The sequence below is a fragment of the Pseudomonas sp. NMI760_13 genome (genome assembly GCF_021283245.1).
Classification (GTDB): domain Bacteria; phylum Pseudomonadota; class Gammaproteobacteria; order Pseudomonadales; family Pseudomonadaceae; genus Aquipseudomonas; species Aquipseudomonas peradeniyensis.
The window spans coordinates 46,403-62,579 of record NZ_JAJSRC010000009.1 but is presented as its reverse complement, the minus strand read 5'-3'; the positions used below and the strand labels follow the sequence as shown (position 1 = coordinate 62,579).

General features: G+C 64.2%; 15 protein-coding genes and 1 tRNA gene. 14 read left to right on the top strand and 2 right to left on the bottom strand.

The genetic code is table 11. The features are described from left to right. Window positions 1–124 precede the first annotated feature (124 nt). The 5 genes from LU671_RS12055 (at window position 125) to LU671_RS12035 (ending at window position 5,600) form a co-directional block, all read left to right on the top strand. Window positions 125–1,414 carry an OprD family porin gene (locus tag LU671_RS12055; RefSeq protein ID WP_203647813.1) on the top strand — a complete coding sequence of 430 codons (1,290 nt, stop codon included), beginning with the start codon at window positions 125–127 and terminating at the stop codon, window positions 1,412–1,414. A gap of 31 nt (window positions 1,415–1,445) precedes the next feature. Next, window positions 1,446–2,426, top strand: a complete 981-nt coding sequence (locus LU671_RS12050) for a Bug family tripartite tricarboxylate transporter substrate binding protein (protein WP_028690165.1) — start codon at window positions 1,446–1,448, stop codon at window positions 2,424–2,426. A 176-nt stretch (window positions 2,427–2,602) separates the two neighbouring features. Beyond that, window positions 2,603–3,061, top strand: a complete 459-nt coding sequence (locus LU671_RS12045; protein ID WP_203647814.1) for a tripartite tricarboxylate transporter TctB family protein — start codon at window positions 2,603–2,605, stop codon at window positions 3,059–3,061. Window positions 3,062–3,064: 3 nt separating this feature from the next. Then, window positions 3,065–4,579, top strand: a complete 1,515-nt coding sequence (locus LU671_RS12040) for a tripartite tricarboxylate transporter permease (protein ID WP_232855768.1) — start codon at window positions 3,065–3,067, stop codon at window positions 4,577–4,579. Continuing rightward, entirely contained in the window at window positions 4,572–5,600 is a 1,029-nt protein-coding gene (locus LU671_RS12035; protein ID WP_232855767.1) for an AbrB family transcriptional regulator, read from the top strand. Before LU671_RS12040 ends, LU671_RS12035 begins: the two co-directional genes overlap by 8 nt. A gap of 113 nt (window positions 5,601–5,713) precedes the next feature. Here LU671_RS12035 and ung read toward each other — a convergent pair whose 3' ends face one another. Then, a complete protein-coding gene (ung, locus tag LU671_RS12030; RefSeq protein ID WP_232855766.1) occupies window positions 5,714–6,406 on the bottom strand; it encodes a uracil-DNA glycosylase in 693 nt (230 codons plus the stop codon). A gap of 128 nt (window positions 6,407–6,534) precedes the next feature. Here ung and LU671_RS12025 point away from each other — a divergent pair, with 128 nt between their 5' ends. Beyond that, window positions 6,535–7,641, top strand: a complete 1,107-nt coding sequence (locus tag LU671_RS12025; protein WP_203647817.1) for an enoyl-CoA hydratase/isomerase family protein — start codon at window positions 6,535–6,537, stop codon at window positions 7,639–7,641. Window positions 7,642–7,654: 13 nt separating this feature from the next. On the opposite strand, the gene LU671_RS12020 is transcribed toward LU671_RS12025, so the two are convergent. Continuing rightward, window positions 7,655–8,092, bottom strand: a complete 438-nt coding sequence (locus tag LU671_RS12020; protein ID WP_232855765.1) for a hypothetical protein — start codon at window positions 8,090–8,092, stop codon at window positions 7,655–7,657. Window positions 8,093–8,304: 212 nt separating this feature from the next. Between LU671_RS12020 and LU671_RS12015 the strand changes: the two genes are divergently transcribed. The 8 genes from LU671_RS12015 (at window position 8,305) to LU671_RS11980 (ending at window position 16,145) form a co-directional block, all read left to right on the top strand. Then, a complete protein-coding gene (locus tag LU671_RS12015; protein WP_232855764.1) occupies window positions 8,305–9,795 on the top strand; it encodes a sensor domain-containing diguanylate cyclase in 1,491 nt (496 codons plus the stop codon). Continuing rightward, window positions 9,788–10,009 (top strand): cysteine-rich CWC family protein, encoded by a 222-nt coding sequence (locus LU671_RS12010; protein WP_203647819.1) that lies wholly within the window; start codon window positions 9,788–9,790, stop codon window positions 10,007–10,009. Before LU671_RS12015 ends, LU671_RS12010 begins: the two co-directional genes overlap by 8 nt. 34 nt (window positions 10,010–10,043) lie before the next feature. After that, window positions 10,044–10,736 carry a pseudouridine synthase gene (locus LU671_RS12005; RefSeq protein ID WP_232855763.1) on the top strand — a complete coding sequence of 231 codons (693 nt, stop codon included), beginning with the start codon at window positions 10,044–10,046 and terminating at the stop codon, window positions 10,734–10,736. 526 nt (window positions 10,737–11,262) lie between these two features. Continuing rightward, on the top strand, window positions 11,263–12,147 hold the full coding sequence (locus LU671_RS12000) for an alpha/beta fold hydrolase (protein ID WP_203647821.1): 885 nt from the start codon (window positions 11,263–11,265) through the stop codon (window positions 12,145–12,147). Window positions 12,148–12,263: 116 nt separating this feature from the next. Continuing rightward, window positions 12,264–12,337 (top strand) — tRNA-Gly (locus LU671_RS11995). Window positions 12,338–12,578: 241 nt separating this feature from the next. Then, on the top strand, window positions 12,579–14,507 hold the full coding sequence (locus LU671_RS11990; protein WP_003158602.1) for a tyrosine-type recombinase/integrase: 1,929 nt from the start codon (window positions 12,579–12,581) through the stop codon (window positions 14,505–14,507). 551 nt (window positions 14,508–15,058) lie between these two features. After that, the gene (locus tag LU671_RS11985; protein ID WP_003158603.1) at window positions 15,059–15,814 is read left to right on the top strand and encodes a hypothetical protein; all 756 of its coding nucleotides are present in this window, start codon (window positions 15,059–15,061) and stop codon (window positions 15,812–15,814) included. A 118-nt stretch (window positions 15,815–15,932) separates the two neighbouring features. After that, window positions 15,933–16,145, top strand: a complete 213-nt coding sequence (locus LU671_RS11980; protein ID WP_003158604.1) for an AlpA family transcriptional regulator — start codon at window positions 15,933–15,935, stop codon at window positions 16,143–16,145. Window positions 16,146–16,177: the final 32 nt, after the last annotated feature.

Below are 16,177 nucleotides of genomic sequence, written 5' to 3'. Positions count from 1 at the left end.
AACCTTTCACGCTGAAAGGTTAGCGAAAGGTTGGTTGCCTAGCATCGCACCACGGTCGCCCCGCGCGCCGCAAAAAGCACCAGCAAGGTGCAACACATAAGAACAATAAATGGAGTCACCGACGATGCTGTCCATGCAGCCGCAGGCGTTTGCGCCTATCCGTTCATTCGCCGCCCGACCTTCCGCCCTCGCCAGCGCCGTCGCCCTTGCCGGTGTCGCGCCCATCAGCCAGGCCGCCTTCTTCGAAGACAGCACGGCCACCTTCGAAACCCGCAACATGTACTTCAACCGCGACTTCCGCGACGGCACCAGCGCGCAGCAATCCAAACGCGACGAATGGGCCCAGGGGTTCATGCTCAATTTCGAGTCCGGCTACACCGAGGGCACCGTGGGCTTCGGCCTGGACGCGCTGGGCATGGTCGGGGTCAAGCTCGACTCCAGCAAGGACCGCACGGGCACCGGCCTGCTGCCCACCCACGACAACGGCAAGGCGGCCGACGAGTACTCCAAGCTGGGCCTCACCGGCAAGGTCAAGGTCTCGCAGACCGAGCTGAAGATCGGCACGCTGATCCCCGAACTGCCCACCCTGCAGCCCAACGACGGGCGCATCCTGCCGCAGACCTTCGAAGGCGGCCTGGTCACCTCGAAGGAGATCAAGGGCCTGACCTTCACCGGCGGGCGCCTGGAAAAAGCCAAGGACCGCGACGACAGCAACTGGGAAGACCTGGCCCTGAACAACAAGAATGGCCGCTTCGGTGGCACCTTCAGTGCCGACAACTTCGACATGGGCGGCCTGGACTACCAGTTCACCGACCGCATCACCGGCAGCTACCACTTCGCCCAGCTCGACGACATCTACCGCCAGCACTTCATCGGCCTGCTCGCCACCCAGCCCTGGGGCCCGGGCACCTTTGGCGCCGACCTGCGCCTGGCGATCAGCGACGACGCCGGCGCGGCCAAGGCCGGCAAGATCGACAACACCACCGTCAACGGCATGCTCAGCTACACCCTGGGCGGGCACAAGGTCAGCGGTGCCTGGCAGCAGTTGTCCGGTGACAGCGCCTTCCCCTACGTCGATGGCGCCGACCCGTACCTGGTCAACTTCGTCCAGATCAACGACTTCGCCGGCGCCGACGAACGCTCCTGGCAGGCACGCTACGACTACAACTTCGCAGCCCTCGGCATCCCCGGTCTGACCTTCATGACCCGCTACATCAGTGGCGACAACGTCAGCCGCGCCGCCGGTGGCGAGGGCAAGGAGTGGGAACGCAACACCGAACTGAAGTACGTGGTACAAAGCGGCCCGTTGAAGAACGTCGCCGTGCGCCTGCGCAACGCCACCTTCCGCTCCAACTTCACCCGCGACGCGGACGAAGTGCGGCTGCTGGTGAGCTACAGCGTGGCTCTGTGGTAACCCATAACAACAACGTTCACGGAGATAGACGATGACCTTTTCACTGCGCCGCCTCGTCCTGGCCACTGGTTGCCTGCTGCTGGCCGGCAACGCCCTGGCCGCCGAACCGAAACGCCCCGAATGCATCGCCCCGGCCTCGCCCGGTGGCGGTTTCGACCTGACCTGCAAGCTGGTGCAGAGCGCCCTGGTCAACGAGAAGATCCTCAGCAAGCCCATGCGCGTGACCTACATGCCCGGCGGTGTCGGTGCGGTGGCCTACAACGCCGTGGTCGCCCAGCGCCCGGCTGACGCCGGCACGTTGGTGGCCTGGTCCAGCGGCTCGCTGCTGAACCTGGCCCAGGGCAAGTTCGGCCGTTTCGACGAGAACGCGGTGAAGTGGCTGGCGGCCGTCGGCACCAGCTATGGCGCCATCGCGGTGAAGAGCGACTCGCCCTACAAGACCCTCGACGACCTGGTCGCGGCGCTGAAGAAAGACCCGAGCAAGGTGGTGATCGGCTCCGGCGGCACCGTCGGCAGCCAGGACTGGATGCAGACCGCGCTGATCGCCAAGGCCGCCGGGATCAACCCGCGCGACCTGCGCTACGTGGCCCTGGAAGGCGGCGGCGAAATCGCCACCGCGCTGCTCGGCGGGCACATCCAGGTCGGCTCCACCGACATCTCCGACTCCATGCCGCATATCCAGAGCGGCAACATGCGCATCCTCGCGGTGTTCTCCGACAAGCGCCTGGACGAGCCGGAAATGAAGGACATCCCCACCGCCAAGGAGCAAGGCTACGACATCGTCTGGCCGGTGGTGCGCGGCTTCTACCTGGGGCCGAAGGTCAGCGACGAGGACTATGCCTGGTGGAAGGCTTCGTTCGACAAGCTGCTGGCCTCCGAGGACTTCGCCAAGCTGCGTGACCAGCGCGAGCTGTTCCCGTTCGCCATGACCGGCGAGGAGCTGGACGGCTATGTGAAGAAGCAGGTGGCGGACTACAAGGCGCTGGCCCGTGAGTTCGGGCTGATCCAGTAAGCCACTCACACAGCTCCCTCTGTAGGAGCGGCCTTGTGCCGCGAAAGGGCTGGACAGCAGCCCCGGCAATTCAAGCTGCGAAGCTGAAATCCTGGGGCCGCTTCGCGGCCCTTTCGCGGCACAAGGCCGCTCCTACAGAGGGCCGCGCCGTGTCGAACATTACCGAGGATTCCTCCATGATCCTGCAACGCCTCTTCGCCCTGGCCCTGCTGGCGCTGTGCGCCGTGCTGGCCGTGATGGCCTGGCCCTACCAGGCCGCCTTCTCCTATGAACCGGTAGGCCCGCGCGCCTACCCGCTGCTGATGCTCGGCCTGATGGGCCTGGGCCTGCTGTACCTGGCGATCCGCCCCACACCCATCGTGCGCAAGGACGACGAACCGGAACTGGACCGCGAGACCCTGATCAAGATCGCCGCCTGCGTCGGCCTGCTGCTCGTCTTCGCCAGCACCTTCGAAACCCTGGGCTTCATCCTCAGCGCCATCCTGGTCGGCGTGCCCATGGCCCGCCTGTACGGTGGCCGCTGGCTGCACAGTGCCCTGGTGGTGGTGGGCATGAGCCTGTTCCTCTACTGGCTGTTCGACCGCGTGATGGACGTGCCCCTGCCCCTCGGCCTGCTCGACGTACTGGAGAACTGACACATGGATACCTTGAGCTACCTGGGCCAGGGCTTCGGCGTCGCCCTGAGCCCGTACAACCTGGTCACCGCCCTGACCGGCACCCTGATCGGCACCGTGGTCGGCCTGCTGCCGGGCCTGGGCCCGATCAACGGCGTGGCCCTGCTGATCCCCATCGCCTTCGCCCTCGGCCTGCCGCCGGAGTCGGCGCTGATCCTGCTGGCCGCGGTGTACCTGGGCTGCGAATACGGCGGGCGGATCAGTTCGATCCTGCTGAACATCCCCGGGGAGGCCTCCACCGTGATGACCACCCTGGACGGTTACCCCATGGCCCGCCAGGGCCTGGCCGGCGTGGCCCTGTCGCTGTCGGCCTGGAGTTCGTTCATCGGCGCCTTCATCGCCACCTGCGGCATGGTGCTGTTCGCCCCGCTGCTGGCGAAATGGGCGATCGCCTTCGGACCGGCGGAGTACTTCGTGCTGATGGTGTTCGCCATCGTCGCCCTCGGCGGCATGGCCGGCGACAAGCCACTGAAGACCTTCATTGCCGCGCTGATCGGCCTGTTCCTCTCGGCGGTGGGCATCGACGCCAACAGCGGCGTGTACCGCTTCACCGGCGACAGCGTGCACCTGGCCGACGGCATCCAGTTCGTGGTGCTGGTGCTGGGCCTGTTCTCCATCAGCGAAATCCTCCTGCTGCTGGAAAAGACCCACCACGGTCACGTGGCGGTCAAGGCCACCGGGCGCATGCTGTTCAACCTCAAGGAAGCGGCCTCGGTGTTCTTCGTCAACATCCGTTGCGGCCTGCTGGGCTTCTTCATGGGCGTGTTGCCGGGTGCCGGCGCGACCCTGGCCAGTGCCGTGGCCTACATGACCGAAAAACGCATCGCCGGCGACAAAGGCAAGTTCGGCAAGGGCGACGCCCGTGGCCTGGCCGCGCCGGAAACCGCCATCGGCGCCTCCTGCTGCGGCGCCCTGGTGCCGATGCTGACCCTAGGTGTGCCAGGCTCCGGCACCACCGCGGTGATGATCGGCGCGCTGACCCTGTACAACATCACCCCCGGCCCGCTGCTGTTCGAACAACAGCCAGACATCGTCTGGGGCCTGATCGCCTCGCTGTTCATCGCCAACCTGATGCTGATCATCCTCAACGTGCCGATGATCCGTGTCTTCACCCGCATCCTCGCCGTGCCGAACTGGGCGCTGGTGCCGATAATCGCGATCATTACCGCGATCGGCGTGTACGCAGTGCATGCCACCACCTTCGACCTGTTCCTGATGGTCGGCATCGGCATCATGGGCTACATCCTGCGCAAGCTGGACTTCCCGCTGTCGCCGATCCTGCTGGGCTTCATCCTCGGCGGGCTGATGGAGCAGAACCTGCGCCGTGCGCTGTCGATCTCCAACGGTGAACTGGGCATCCTCTGGTCGAGCCCGATCAGCATGGGCGTCTGGGTGCTGGTGGTGTGCATGCTGAGCCTGCCGCTGCTGCGCAGCTGGCGCAAACGTGCCCTGCAGCGCCGGGCCATGGCCGATGCCTGATCGGTCGTTGCCACTGTTCTGGGCCACCGGGCTGGTCGGTCTTGCCGGCGGATTTCTCGCCAGCAAGGTCGGCTGGCCCTTGCCGTGGATGGTCGGCTCGTTGCTGACGATCATCCTGGTGCGCTGCCTGAGCCCCTGGCAGCTCAGCGAAATCCCCAATGGCCGCAAATGCGGGCAATGGATCATCGGCATCGGCATCGGCCTGCACTTCACCCCGGCGGTGATCGAGCAGGTGGCCAGCCACTTCGCGCTGATCTTCTTCGGCGCGTTGTTCACCACCCTCTCCAGCGTGATCAGCGTGTGGCTGCTGCGGCGTACCGGTGAAGACCGCGCCACGGCATTCTTCGCCAGCATGCCGGGCGGTTCGGGCGAGATGGTCAACCTCGGCGCGCGCAACGGCGCGGTGCTCAGCCAGGTGGCCGCGGCGCAGAGCCTGCGGGTGCTGGCGGTGGTGCTGTGCGTGCCGGCGCTGTTCAAGTTCTTGCTCGGCGATGGCGTGCCGCTGAACCATGCCGGCAGCGTGAGCTGGGGCTGGCTGGCGCTGATCGCGCCGCTGGGGGTGCTGGTGGCGCTGCTCTGGCAGCGCCTGCGCCAACCCAACCCCTGGTTGTTCGGGCCGTTGCTGGTGGCAGCCAGCGTGAGCCTGGCGGGCAACCTGCAAATCGGCCTGCCCAACGGCGCCAGCCAGATCGGCCAGTGGCTGATCGGCAGCGGCCTGGCCTGTCATTTCAATCGCGCATTCTTCCGCCGGGCGCCGTCGTTCCTTGGCCGGACCTTGCTGGCCACGGCGCTGTGCATGCTGATCGCGGCGGGCGCGGCCTGGGCGTTGAGCCTGCTGACGCACCTGGACCTGCGCTCGCTGACGCTGGGGATGATGCCCGGGGGCATCGCCGAGATGAGCCTGACGGCGGAGACCCTGCAACTGTCCGTGCCGCTGGTGACGGCGCTGCAGGTGATGCGGCTGTTGTTCGTGCTGTTCCTGGCCGAGCCGTTGTTCCGGCGCTGGAATGCCAGCCAGTAGAGATGTGCTGGCTTCTTCGCGGGTAAACCCGCTCCCACAGGTACTGCGCAGCCCCTGAAAGGCAGCACATTTTCTGTGGGAGCGGGTTTACCCGCGAAGAGGCCCTCAGCCAATCACAGCGGCGGCAACGCCCAATCGATCGGCGCCATCCCGCGTTGTTCCAGGAAGCTGTTGGTACGGCTGAAATGCCCGCAGCCAAAGAACCCACGGTAAGCCGACAATGGCGATGGATGCACCGACTTGAGCACCAGGTGCTTGCTGGCATCGATCAGCTTCTGCTTGCTCTGGGCATGGGCACCCCACAGCAGGAACACCACGTTCGGGCACTGCTCGCTGACCACCTGGATGATCCGGTCGGTAAAGAACTCCCAGCCTTTCTTCGCGTGGGACGCGGCATTGGCGCGCTCCACGGTCATGGTGGTGTTGAGCAGCAGCACGCCCTGCTCGGCCCAGCTCTGCAGGTAGCCATGCGCGGGAATCGGCAGGTTCAGATCGCGCTGCAGCTCCTTGTAGATATTGACCAGCGACGGCGGCGTGGGGATGCCCGGCTGCACCGAGAAACACAGGCCATGGGCCTGGCCGGGGCCGTGATACGGGTCCTGGCCGAGGATGACCACCTTGACCTGCTCCAGCGGCGTGGAATTCAGGGCGTTGAAGATCAGCGGCCCGGGCGGGTAGATCTCCTTGCCGGCGGCGTATTCCGTACGCAGGAACTCGCGCAGCTGATGCATGTAGGGCTGGTCGAACTCGACGCGCAGCGCGGCCTTCCAGCTGGGTTCGAGTTTGATGCGATCGTCGTCGGTCATGGGGGCATCCAAAAGCAAAGTGCCGCGACACTAGGAAAGCCGGGGCGGCTTGTCAATCGATCCGACCGACGACCGGCAGCTTCGCCGCGGCAGGCCATACTGAGGGGATGACCTGCACGAGGTAGTCCATGTCCATTCAATGCGAGGTACTGACCGGCGTCGACGGCGCCCGTATCGGCATCGCCACCCTGGATGCGCCCAAGGCGCTCAACGCCCTGACGCTGCCCATGATCGAAGTGCTCGACGAGCGGCTGCGCGCCTGGGCCAGCGACCCCGGGATCGTCTGCGTGCTGCTGCGCGGCAACGGGCCGAAGGCCTTCTGTGCCGGTGGCGATGTCCGCGCCCTGGTCGAGGCCTGCCGCGAACACCCCGGTAGCGTACCGCCGCTGGCCGCTACCTTCTTCGCCAGCGAATATCGCCTCGACCATCGCCTGCACACCTACCCCAAACCCTTGTTGTGCTGGGGCCATGGCCATGTGCTGGGCGGCGGCATGGGCCTGCTGCAGGGCGCCGCGGTACGTATCGTCACCCCCAGCAGCCGCCTGGCCATGCCGGAAATCAGCATCGGCCTGTACCCGGATGTCGGCGCCAGCTGGTTCCTCGCCCGCCTGCCGGGCAAGCTCGGCCTGTTCCTGGGGCTGACCGGGGCCCCGCTCAACGCCCGCGACGCGCTGGACCTGGACCTGGCCGATCGTTTCCTGGGCGAGCATCAGCAGGAGGCGCTGATCGAGGAACTGCTGCAATTGAACTGGCAGGAGCAGACCGCCCTGCAGCTCAACAGCCTGCTCAAGGCCGAGCAGCACCGCGCTTGCGCCGAACTGCCGCAAGGCCAGTGGCTGGCACGCCGCGCCGTGATCGACGAAGTGCTCGATGTGGCCGACCCGGTGGCGGCCTGGCGGGCCCTGGCCGGCCTGGCCACCCATACCGATCCCTTGCTGGCGGCGGCGGGCCAGCGTCTGCACGAGGGCTGCCCGCTGACGGCGCACCTGGTGTGGGAACAGATCCGTCGAGCGCGGCACCTGTCACTGGCCCAGGTGTTCCAGATGGAATACACCCTGAGCCTGAACTGCTGCCGTCACCCGGAGTTCAGTGAAGGGGTGCGGGCCAGGTTGCTGGACAAGGACAACACCCCGCGCTGGCACTGGCCGGATGTGGCACAGGTGCCGGCGGCGGTGGTGGAGGCGCATTTCAGCAAGGCCTGGGAGGGGCGCCATCCGTTGGCGGAACTGGGATGACGTCAGTGCCCTGTCACCGCGACCAGCCCCGCTCGCCACCCCGGCCCCCATCGGGTCGACGGTCACGGTTGCCCTGCCCGTTGGAGTGCCAGCGATCGCCCCGGCGGTCGTCATTGCGGTAGTCGTGGCGGTCGCGATCCCGCCCGTAGTCGTAGCGCTGGCGGTTGCCGTAGTCGTAACGCGGATTCCCCTGCCAGCGCGGCTGCATGCCGGGCGCCGGATAAGGGCGGTATTGCGGCACCGGCGCCGGCCTGTAGTAACGCGGCGCGGGCTGATAGTAGTAACGGGTCTGCGGCACCACGTAGTAGCGGTCCTGGCGGTAGTAGCCTGGGTAAACGTAGCGATCGCTGGTGTAGTAGTCGCTGCGGTAATAGCCGCCGCTCTCGTAATAGGGGGCGCAGGCGGAGGTCAGCAGTCCGAGCAGGACGACGAGCAGGATTCGTGGGTACATGGCGGCCTCCTGGACCGCAGGGATGCCCGGCACAGCGACGCTGGCGGGCGTCGACGACAAGCTGTTGGTCGACACAGGATAAGACCGTGGCAACCGGGTTCAGTGCCATTTTCGCAACAAATTGAAACAGGTCCTGTAACGCCGAAAAACATGCAGTCATTTTTCGGTCATCTCTCTAGAATGTGGCCACCGGCACACCTCACGGGACGATCATGCCCTCGCCTTCCACCCTGTTCTCGCAACGCTCGCTGATCTTCGCCCTGCTGCTGTTGCTGGCCGGTGGCTTCCTGGCCACTTCGCTGCTCGGCTACTACGCCTCGCGCGGGGCGATCCGCGACGGCATCGTCAACACCGAGCTGCCGCTGACCTCCGACAACGTCTACTCGGAGATCCAGAAGGACCTGATCCGCCCGGTGCTGATCGCCTCGATGATGGCCCAGGACACCTTCCTGCGCGACTGGGTGCTGGCCGGCGAGCAGGACACCGGGCGCATCACCCGCTACCTGGGCGCCGTGATGGGCAGCCAGGCCACCTGCACCAGCTTCTTCGTCTCCGACCGCAGCCTCACCTACTACCAGGCCAAGGGCGTGCTCAAGCAGGTGCGGGCCGACGCCTGGCGCGACGCCTGGTATTATCGCCTGCGCCAGTCGAGCAAACCCTACGAGATCAACGTCGACCTGGACATGGCCAACCAGGACAAGCTCACCGTGTTCATCAACCACCGGGTGCTCGACTACCAGCAGCGCTTCATCGGCGCCGCCGGCGTGGGCTTGAGCGTGGAGTCGGTGGTCCGCCTGATCGACGACTACCAACGGCGCTACCAGCGCTCGGTGCTGTTCACCGATGCCCAGGGCAAGGTCCTGCTGACCGGCTCCGACGGCGGCCCCCATGGCCTGCGGGCTGGCCAGCAACTGGCCGACAGCAGCCAGTGGCAGGACCTGCTGGCACGCATGCCGACACCGGCCAGCGGCAGCCACGAGTACACCGACAACGACGGCCACAGTCACTTCCTCAATGTGCGCCTGCTGCCGGAACTGGACTGGTACCTGTTGGTGGACAAGCGCGAAACCGGCGCCCTGGACCGCATCCGCCAGTCGCTGTACCTGAACCTGGCGATCTGCGCCATGATCACCCTGGTGGTCCTGTCGCTGCTCAATGCCATGGTCAAGCGGCACCAGGACAACGCCGAAGCGCTGGCCACCCTCGACAGCCTCACCGGCCTGCCCAATCGCCGCAGCTTCGACCTGCTGGCCGGCCAGGCCCTTATCGAAGCCCAGCGCGACAACGCGCCGCTGGTCGCCCTGCTGATCGACCTCGACCACTTCAAGACCCTCAACGACACCCACGGCCACCTGGCCGGCGACGAAGTGCTGCGCCAGTTCGCCAATGTGCTGCAGGGCAGCCTGCGCCAGTCCGATATACTGTGCCGCTGGGGCGGCGAGGAGTTCATCGTGCTGCTGCGCGAAGCCGAAGGTCGCCAGGCCATCGAGGTGGCGGAAAAGATCCGCCGGCGCACCGAGCAACTGACCTTCAGCCATGCCGACCAGCCAATACGCCTGACCGTGAGCATCGGCCTGTCCGCCCTGCAGCGCGACGACAGCTTGCACAGCCTGCTGACCCGCGCCGACCACGCGCTCTATCGTGCCAAGCAAGGCGGACGCAACCGTGTCTGCAGCGAAATGCCCGGAACCGACCATGCCTGATCCTCGACACTGCCCCGCCTGCGGCGCCCTCAACCGGTGCGGCCTGGCCGACCCGCGCAACGCCACGCAAGGCTGCTGGTGCTTCGAAGTGGCCATCGACCCAACAGTGATCGAGGCCTTGCCCACCGAACTGCGCGACAAGGCTTGCCTGTGCCCGCGCTGCGCGCAGGTCGATGGGCAACTCAAGGCAGCGCCAGTGCACACGATCCGCTAGACTGCGCGCCGATTTCCCGCAAGCGACCCGCCCCATGCGCCTCGACCGATTCCTCGGCAACCTGCCCTGCTACAACCGCCAGCAAGTACGCCTGCTGCTGGCACAGCGGCGCGTGCGCGTGGATGGCCAGCCGACCGCCGACCCGTTGCTGGAGGTGCGTGAATTCAGCCGCGTCGAGGTCGATGAGCAGGTGCTCCAGGCCGGTCGTCCGGCACGCTACCTGATGCTGCACAAGCCCACCGGTTGCGTCAGCGCCACCCAGGACCCGCAGCACCGTACCGTGCTCGACCTGTTGCCGGCAGAGCTGCGCGATGACCTGCACATCGCCGGGCGCCTGGACTACAACACCACCGGGCTGATGATCCTGACCAACGATGGCCAGTGGTCGCGGCGCCTGACCCAGCCACGGACCAAGCAGCCCAAGACCTACCTGGTGCACACCGAGGACGAAATCGGTGCACATTACGTCGACAGGTTCCGCGAAGGGTTCTACTTCGCCTTCGAAGACCTCACCACCCTGCCCGCCCAGCTGGAGATCCTCGGCCCGCGCAGCGCACGCCTGGTCATCGTCGAGGGGCGTTATCACCAGGTGAAGCGGATGTTCGGGCACTTCCAGAACAAGGTGGTGGGGCTGCATCGGGAAAGCATGGGTTCGATCACACTGGACCCGATATTGCGTCCAGGAGCGTTCAGGACGCTGACCGCCGAGGAAATCGCCTCGGTCTGAGCGGATTTGCATGCCCCTGTAGGAGCGGCCTTGTGCCGCGAAAGGGCCGCGCAGCGGCCCCGGCAATTTCTACCTCGACGCGGAGATCGTTGGGCCGCTTCGCAGCCCTTTCGCGGCACAAGGCCGCTCCTACAGGGCGTGTATGCGGCCGATCCACCATTCGGCGGTTTCCCACGAAAGATTGCTCCAACGGCACTTGCGCGATCCCGCCCTCCCTGCTTGACTGCTAACTCGTCGGTCTGCATGTGACTCAACGGTCACAACCGCAGTCCAAGACGCCCTTTACCGGCCACCCGGGGTCTCGATGCCCTGGGGCACGGTAATCGCCCGCACAACAATACCGTCGACTACACGCGTCAAGGATCGACACAAGGGCCCACCGGTTTCCGTTCCAGGCGAATGCCTACCTGTCATAAAGCACGTGCACCCTAATGGCCTGTCCGGTCGATTCGGCGCCTAGCCCGCCTGCCGATCGCACACGCCACCAGGTGACGCGAATACCCTTTTTGCGCCAGGAGTCGATGACATGAGGCCAGAAATCGCTGTACTTGATATCCAAGGGCAGTACCGGGTTTACACGGAGTTCCATCGCGCGCAGGGCGCCGAAAAGACGATCATCCTGATCAATGGCTCGTTGGCTACCACGGCGTCCTTTGCACAGACAGTGCGCAGCCTGCACCCGCAGTTCAACGTGGTGCTGTACGACCAGCCGTATGCCGGCAAGTCCAAACCGCACAACCGCCATGAGCGGCTGCTGACCAAGGAGACCGAGGCGCACATCCTGCTCGAACTGATCGAGCATTTCCGTGCCGACCATGTCCTGTCGTTCTCCTGGGGCGGTGCCTGCACCCTGCTGGCGCTGGCGCACCAGCCGCGGCTGGTGAAGAAGGCCATCGTCAGTTCGTTCTCGCCGGTGATCAACGAACCGATGCGCGACTACCTGGACCGCGGTTGCCAGTACCTGGCCGCCTGCGACCGCTACCAGGTGGGCAACCTGGTCAACGACACCATCGGCAAGTACCTGCCGTCGCTGTTCAAGCGCTTCAACTACCGCCACGTCAGCAGCCTGGACAGCCACGAATACGCGCAGATGCACTTCCACATCAACCAGGTGCTCGACCACGACCTGGAACGGGCGCTGAAGGCCGCGCGCAACATCGACATCCCGGTGCTGTTCATCAACGGCGACCGCGACGAGTACACCACCGTCGAGGATGCCCGCCAGTTCAGCCGCCATGTCGGGCGCAGCCAGTTCAGCGTGATCCAGGGCGCCGGCCACTTCCTCGACATGGAGCACAAGACCGCCTGCGAGGATACCCGCAGTGCGATGCTCGGTTTCCTCAAGCCGGCTCTGCGCGAATCCCGCCACCGCTACTCACAGGAAACGGGGCAGCATGCACTGGCCATCTGAGCGCATCGGCGCCCTGTAGCCCTCGATACCCGCAGGCTACGGGTCGCCGACAGGCTTTTTTTACAGCCTTGGGCTTCTCATTCGGGGAGGGTTCTGGTAAAAAGTCGTGCTTCGAAGCGGGTATAGTTTATTGGTAAAACTATAGCTTCCCAAGCTATTGAGGAGGGTTCGATTCCCTCTACCCGCTCCACTTCGACTTTCCAGGGTCTTCCGCCGAACGCCAGGGAACGTCGTAAGTCATTGTCAGGATTGAGGATTTTCACCCAATATCGATCCACTGACATCCAGCGAAATCCACTCACAGCCGGTTCCAACTGGTACGTTGAGTGGTACATTGGCAATGCGGAGGTTCCCAAAACCGTATTGTTGCTGGAGGAGCCGGGGTTCCGTCGGGAACATGGCATCCAACTCGTTTCGCAGGAGTTGGGCTCATGCTTTCAGACCTCCAGGTTCGACAGGCCAAGGTGACCGGCAAGGCGTATTCGCTTGTCGATTTCGACGGTCTCTACTTCCATATCTCAGCCACCGGCTTCAAGGCCTGGCACTTCCGCTTCACTTGGGGCGGCAAGCGCGAGCGCATGTCCTTCGGCGGCTATCCCGCGCTTTCCCTGAAAGATGCCCGTCATCTGCGCGACGAGGCCCGGGCCATGCTGGCCAAGGACATCAACCCGCATTCGGAACGCAAGCGCAAACGCCACGTGATTGTCCTGGCGGGCGAGCACACCTTCCAGGCCATCTACGACAAATGGCTGGCCCACCGCAGCCTCTCTCTGGAAAATGAGGGCCGCCAGAGCACGCCCAAACAGATCGGGCGCGTCTTCGCCAAGGATGTGTTTCCCGTATTGCGCCACCTGACCGTCTACGACGTCACTCGCGCCCACCTGCTGGACATCATCGGCAGAGTGGAAAAACGTGGCTCGCTGTCGGTCGCCGAGAAGCTGCGCACCTGGTTCAGCCAGCTATTCACCTACGCCTCGGTGGTGGTGCCCAACATGGGCGACAACCCGGCCAAGGATTTGGATGTGGTGGCGATGCCGCTGCCGCCGGTGGAGAACAACCCCTTTTTGCGCATGCCCGAACTGCCGGCCATGCTGCAGACGTTGCGCAAGTACAGCGGCCGCCTGAATACGCAACTGGGTCTACGTCTGCTGCTGCTCACGGGCGTGCGCACCGGTGAATTGCGCTACGCCACGCCCGATCAGTTCGATCTGGAGCGCGGTCTGTGGATCATCCCGGTTGTCAGGCTCAAGCAACGCAAGCAGCTCACCAAGAAGAAGCGCCAGCGTTTCGCCGACATCCCGCCGTACATCGTGCCACTGTCGTTGCAGGCACAAGAAGTCGTTCGTCATCTGCTGGGAAATCTGAAGCCAGCGCAGGTCTATCTCATCCCCGGTGATTGGTGCCTGAAAAAACCTCTCAGCGAGAACACGCTCAATGGCGCGCTCAAGCGCATGGGCTATGAAGATCAGCTCACTGGGCACGGCGTTCGCGCCACCGTATCGACCGCGCTCAATGAATTGGGCTATCCGCCCAAGTGGGTAGACGCCCAACTCTCGCATGCCGATCCGGATCGGATCAGCGCGACCTACAACCACGCCGAGTACGTCGAGCAGCGCCGCGTCATGATGCAAGACTGGGCCGACCGCCTGGACTTGTTCGAGCAGAATCAGCTCGAAGTTGCCAGCACGCACCTGACCATCACGCTGCAGGGTCTGCCCACGATTGCCGGACAGGCGGCAGCGCAGCCGCCCGCCCTGAATCCAAACGCCCCTCAGTTGATCGTTGCGCCTGCACCGGATGCGCCAGCGGTTCCAGCTTCCGTCTATCGACTTTCGGCGGTGCATCTGCCCGAGTACGCGCGACCCACGCTGTCAGAGGTGCAGCGCGAGCGCTTGCAATTGCTGGAGATGTTCGAGGCATCCCACAACCTGTCGGTGGCCGACTACGCCAAGCTGGTTGGCAAGTCCCGCCGCTGGATCACTTACGAGATTCAGGCTGGCAATCTCCTGTCGATCCATCTGGGTCACCGTGGACAGCGCGTCCCGGACTGGCAACTCGACCCCATCAAACGCAAGCTGATTCAGGCTGTCCTGAAGCTGGTGCCGCGCGGCATCGACACCTGGCACATCTATCACGCACTGCTGCGGCCATACGATGCCCTGGGCAAGTGTCCAGTCATCGAGGCAGTCGATCCGACCAACCTGCATCTTGCAGCTCGACTGGTCGCCGCACATGCCATAGAAACCGATGAGCTTGCAGAGCAATCGGAAGTATCTCCGGTGCTGGCCAGGCAGACTGTAGAGCGCCTGGTAAAAACGGCAATGTTGGTTGATACGCCCGAAGATCTGGTCGCCCGTTGAGCTGAGGCCGGACGGCAGCCCGTCCGGTCAAGGTCCAAGCAGGGAACCAATAGGTCGATCGTTGCATGACCACCCGCCAACTCGCGATTTCCAAGTATTGGCAGGCAGTGTTTAGCGTCGAATCTGCGCTTGGCAGTCACCATAGGCGACTTCTCTGTGATGCTATCTCGCTATATCAGTATCCTGATCGGATATGACGCCAGCGGATTTCCGCAGCCAATCCCAAGCCCCGATCAATAGATTCCGACCGCTCGCAGCTTTTTCAAACCGCTGCCGTATCAGACCATACCGATACGGTTTTGCGTGAACCGCCACTTCTCACGATCCTGATAGCGCAAGCGTCACTGTCGAGCCGCGACGGACGCTCGCTTTTCTTGTGCTCAATGGATTTTTGTACATCGAGCACACAACGCCTACTCGTTGCGCGAACTGATCAGAAGTAATCAAAAGCGGGCGTCATCACTCGCGTCTTGCGCGGACAACAGGCCGACCATGGGGACGGCTGCAAAAGCAGTCGGCCCTGTAGTTCTTCTCCTGGAAGGAGACGGAGCATGCACGAGAACAAAAATGATGCACCAACATCAAAGGTGTTCTACCGCCCGCTCGAAGCGTCCATCCGCTGGGCCGGACTGCTGCGATACGAGCAGGTGATTCTGGCTTCGGTCTCGTCGCCGATGAATCTGCCGCAGTCGCTGGACTGCCCACGTTTGGGCGAACTGCGGCTGTACACCGACCGCATCTATGACGGCATCCTCAACGGGGAACTGCCCTTCGGGCAGCACGGCATCACGACGCGCGACACCACGTTGATCGAATCGCCTGATCTGACGGTGCGCCATGTCGATCTGAAGTGCTGGATGCGCCAGCACTACCCCGAGCAGCGGCCCGGCTTTCTCTTCTCCCGCAGCGAGCGCATCACCCATCCCTTCATCTCTCTGGAAACAGGGCAAGCCATGCTGGTCGAACGCCAGGCTTTGAAATCCGTCCTGGAACAGACCAAACGTCAGCTTCGCGAGTTGCAGGACAAGCATGACGCGCTGCTCAAGCAGCCCACGGTGATTCCGGCATGCGCGCAGTGTCCGATCAGTGATCGAGCCGAGGCCACCTACCTGAACATCGTTGGCGGCCTGTTGGAGCTGATGCTCGGCCAGTCGCCATCGGGCACGCCGTACTCCAGCTTCAAGACGCAGGAGGCCGTGGTCAGCGCGCTGGTCGCCCATCACAGCGGCGCCATGGGCATCGCGGAGCGGACATTGAACGGTAAGTTTGCCACCGCCAGGCGCCGGCTGCGTAGCGCCTCCCGCTGAGATTTGCCAGCTTGTATGTGCAGTCGCGGAGATTGCATTTGCAATGTCTTTTCGCAGCCGTGTCTATTGAATAGAGGTCACGCCAACAAACGCCGCTGAGCGTTCAGGAGTGACTGCCATGTCGCAAACATCTGTACTGCAGCCAAACGAGCGCCGCATCCTGCGCTTGGAAGAAGTCGAAGCGAAATCAGGTTTCAAGCGCGCCCACATCTACAACCTGATGAAGAAACGCCAGTTCCCGCAGGCCCTGCGTCTGGGCGTGCGCGCCGTGGGCTGGGACTCCATCGAAATCGATCAGTGGATCGACGAGCGCGTCAACAACCGGGCCTGACCCGTTCTCCCGCGGACTTTTCATCTTGACAC